The 4,126-nt window shown below is 43.3% G+C and carries 4 protein-coding genes; 1 reads left to right on the top strand and 3 read right to left on the bottom strand.

The genetic code is table 11. The features are described from left to right. Positions 1-353: 353 nt before the first annotated feature. On the bottom strand, positions 354-1,169 hold the full coding sequence (locus tag A3761_RS11450; RefSeq protein WP_068508906.1) for a YiiX/YebB-like N1pC/P60 family cysteine hydrolase: 816 nt from the start codon (positions 1,167-1,169) through the stop codon (positions 354-356). Positions 1,170-1,347: 178 nt separating this feature from the next. Between A3761_RS11450 and A3761_RS11455 the strand changes: the two genes are divergently transcribed. Next, entirely contained in the window at positions 1,348-1,758 is a 411-nt protein-coding gene (locus A3761_RS11455; protein WP_068515273.1) for a phasin family protein, read from the top strand. 28 nt (positions 1,759-1,786) lie between these two features. Here the strand turns inward: A3761_RS11455 and A3761_RS11460 are convergent, their stop codons facing one another. Then, positions 1,787-2,404 carry a TetR/AcrR family transcriptional regulator gene (locus tag A3761_RS11460; protein WP_068508108.1) on the bottom strand — a complete coding sequence of 206 codons (618 nt, stop codon included), beginning with the start codon at positions 2,402-2,404 and terminating at the stop codon, positions 1,787-1,789. Positions 2,405-2,432: 28 nt separating this feature from the next. Beyond that, complete coding sequence (locus A3761_RS11465; RefSeq protein ID WP_231875476.1) at positions 2,433-3,902, bottom strand: HD domain-containing protein; 1,470 nt, start codon at positions 3,900-3,902, stop codon at positions 2,433-2,435. Positions 3,903-4,126 lie beyond the last annotated feature (224 nt).

Here is a 4,126-nt window from a genome sequence, read left to right on the forward strand (position 1 = left end):
AATTGATAAATGAACAAAGATTCAGTCTGTTAGTTTTAGTGTAGCAGAGTCATGAGCAGAGTTATTGATTAAATCGCTTGGATTTGAGATTACCTAAGAGAAGTATGTTCTTAATTCAGGTCAAGCAAAAAAACCGGATTCGCTGGGATACGAATCCGGTAAATAGTGCGAGTAGTATCCATGAAAGTCTTTCATTGCTGATAATTGCACTTCGCTTATCAGACACTCAAAGTATTAGTCAGATCGCTCAAAAAACAAGCATTTTTTAATGATATTTTCTTCTAAGTTGGCGTGCTAACCTTTGATATGGTTTTTAGCCGACGAGAGATTAGCCTGTGCTGGAACTCCAGCACTTAGCGGTGTGGTTTGTGTTCTGAGTGAATATTGTCCGTATCCCAGGGCAATAGGCGGTAATGAGGTTGTGATTGGGCAAAATTCATAAAAGGGTATTTGATGATGTCGAAATAGGGGGAGTAATCGAAATCACTGGGGGTGCACAGTTTGGGGTTGCGTCGATAGATTTTTACTTCATGTTGCTCGCTGCGCTTGACCAAGGGAAGAATCGGATACTGAATTGAAGCAAAAGCCTCTGCGATCATTGTTGAGCAGACTGTCTTCGTTGTGGTGCCTACATGTGAGGTGAATAGGCTCGAGCGCCATTTTCGTGGCATCACTAGCCAGGGAAACAGAAAGCGTAGTAAATCGAAGATTTGGCGAATATCGTAGTCGGTACCAAGTCGGCCGACTGCGTAATTTATTACTTTTTGAGCATCGCCATAGGTTAAATCCCTAGGTCGGCAAATGCGCATATGCTCTCTATCGTAAGTTGATAGCGGCCTGACTAGCGTACCCATACCAAGTTCACTTTCGACAATGAGCTGAACGTCGGGTTGCCCGTCAAAATATTCTTTAACCTTTTGTCTTGTGGTAGGGTCTTCAATTTCATGAAGCCGGCCAATATACAGAGCGGCATGTGACCAGCAGCTTTGAGTAATGGTTTTGATGACATCACTCACTCGGCTACGACCTTCGATGAGGATTACGTCGCCAGGTTTGATTTCGTAGCGTGTGCGCTCAAAGTCACTCATAGGAATGCTGCTGGGAGGACGCTCGTGTGTCAACCAGCCTACGATTAAATCAATTAGTGCCGATTTACTTATCAAACCCATTTCATAAACCTTTTATTATCGATACTATTGGGTATAGACAATAAAGCTGCATTCAACAAAGGCTAAATTGTAAAATCTTATTAATGCAGGGCTGGTTAAACGCTAGTTACTGAATCAATACCGGGTGTATAGCGACACGATTACCCGTATTGAGTAGTCTCGAACGAGAGGGTGAAATATGTCAAAAGATATCGACCAGAGCGATGAGATCAAACAAATAAAGGATGGTGACCAGAGCTCGCAGCTATCCGAGAAAATCAAAGAGTCTGCACGTCAGATCTGGTTGGCAGGTTTAGGGGCCTACAATAAAGCTGAAGAAGATACCGGAAAGATTTTCGACAAGCTTGTAAAGGAAGGTGAGGAAATAGAAAGCCTGACCCGTGGCGTAGTAGAAAAACAGTTCAAGGCGGTAGAGGATCGTGTTGAGGATGTTAGAGAGAAAGCCAGCGGTACCTTCGGTAAGCTTGAGAGTGTTTTCGATCAGCGAGTATCATCGGCTTTGGTGCGCTTAGGGATTCCAACTAATCATCGTGTTGCGGAACTGGAACAACGTGTGTCTGAGCTTGAGGCCAAACTGGCTGAGAAATAATCGTTTGATCAATGATTAGAAGAACGGCCTACAAGTAGGCCTTTTTCAATTCGTTGAGTAGTTGGCGCTGTTCTTTATCTAAAAACGGTGCCACCAGCGAGATAACCTGATAAACGCCTCGAGCGAGCATGTCTTCAGACAAACTCTTGTTGCTCGAGACAATGCAGTAATTGATCCAGAACGTTGCCGTTAGTACGATATTCTCACACAAGGCTTCGAGCTCATCATTATTTGCTTCGATACTGCCTTGCTCTTCTAGTCCCTTCAAAATATTGAGCGTAGCTTTCCTTTTCTTTTGAATGATTTTATTGAAGCGTAGCTTGATATTGTCATGGCGACCGAGCACATGGACGATATCTTTATAAAGAAATTGGTACTTTTCAATGTGCTCGAATATCAAGTGCAGAAAGAACCATTGATCCTCGATATCTGGCGTTGTATTGGGCGCTTCCAACAGAGCTCCCATTTCATTTTCAAACCACTCAAATAAATTCGTCAGAATGTCAGTTTTACTTTTGAAGTGGTAGTAAAGGTTCCCCGGGCTTATATCAAGCTCGTCAGAAATCAATAGCGTGGTGACATTCGGTTCACCCAGCTCATTGAAAAGCTCCAGGCTTTTATGGAGTATTCGATCTCTTGTTTTCATTAAACGTCCGGGTCCTTATCGTGTAAACTTAATACGTTTCCTTGTCGACGGGATTAAGATAAAAGTGTGTAATCCTTTCGTCGGTAAATTTATCAAAAAAACGACTGGTATCCGAGATTAATTTTAAGGTCGGTGCTTGTCTTTGATGATCTGATACTAATACTTTGATGTCTTCAAAACCATCTTTGATTTTTGTGAATCGTGCAGTAATGCTAGATGAGACTAATTGCTGCTCAGGGTGACCAAATTCCTTTGATAAGAAATTTAGGTAATGAAGCTCTTCTTCTTTGCTGAGGTTGTCTCGTGTCGCTAGATAGCGCATCTTATGTCTATCCAGAATACAGGAAGAGTAAGAGTTTTTCTTAACCGAAGCGTGCTTTCGAAAAGCTTCCCAGAAATAGCTGTCTGTTAGATACTTGAAACTATCAATATTGTCCAGACTGGCGTTAACGAAGCTCGACACTTCGGGGTTTTGCATCACTTCATCAATCGCAGCGCGGAGCAGCCAGTCGAAGCCTTGAGCTGTTTTGTGCGCGTAGACTTGTCGATACATTTGGTGACGACTATAAACAAAGTCTTCTAGAGAGCTTAGGCCTTTTTCCGCAATTGCCAGACCGAACCAGTTAGTTTGTGGACACCAACCAAAATGAATATTGCTTAGCAGGTGGTCCAGGTTAAAGCCTCCAATTGTGACCGAGGAGTGAAAACCGTCGCGAAGCATGTAATCGGCGCGGTCTGCATCCAGCTCACCCGATACCAGGCTTGATAAAACATGCTGTAATTTGCTGGCGAATTCATCAGGTAAGGAGTCCGGATTATTCGCCAGGTCGCTGGGAGCAATCAGCGGCCAAAGGGCGTGAGCGTGTCGATTAAATAAATCACTTGGGGAAATTGAGGTGGTTTCCATCAGAGACAGAATATCTAAAGGTTCCAGGCTTGGTGCTTTGTTATCGATATCTTGCAGTATTTGCCAGGCAGCACGAACTGAAAAGTGCTCATGCTCGAGTATTGTTGGCGGATCTTTATAGATAGCGCTGGTGTCAATGCCTGCCCAAAGATGTTCAAAACGTCCTCCTTGAGCAAGAAGGGATTTAATAGAGGGGGTTCGATTGAATTGGTGCGAGAAGCTGCTATGTCCAACATCATGTAGAAGGCAGGCACAACGAACAAGCCTGTGAAAGTAGCTGATAGCTTCTAGTGTGTCGGTTTTTACCACTGAACGCTGTTCTTGGGAGCAGCGTTTCAGACAGTTTTCAATCATTGCGCGGAACATGCGCCCGCCAACATGCATGACACCTACGCTATGTAAAAAGCGTGAGTGAGTCGCGCCAGGAAATACGAGAGAAAGGATATCGTTCTGACAAATAAAGCGTAGTCGCTGAAATAAAGGGTGGTCCACCATGGCCACTTCGTGGCTCAAAAGAGGTATGCCACCGTGTACTGGGTCCATGATTAGCTTCTTATGCGCCCCAAGTAAATCTTCTATCAATAAATTCAAGCAGCGTAGCCCCAATTGTTAATTAGTGTGAATACTCTAATGAATGAGAATAGTCTCAAGGTATATTTTGATAAAAAGAGTATGTTAATACTTAGCTTTTATGCAGAAGTATATTAATTCTTTAATTACTTTAGCATGCTTGTGCAGGTTTAATCAGTTTAAGTGAAATCGTTAGGAATTTGGCGTATCGCACGGTAAGTCTGTGATCTTTAGCCAGTCCCGGT

The sequence above is a fragment of the Oleiphilus sp. HI0123 genome (genome assembly GCF_001635315.1).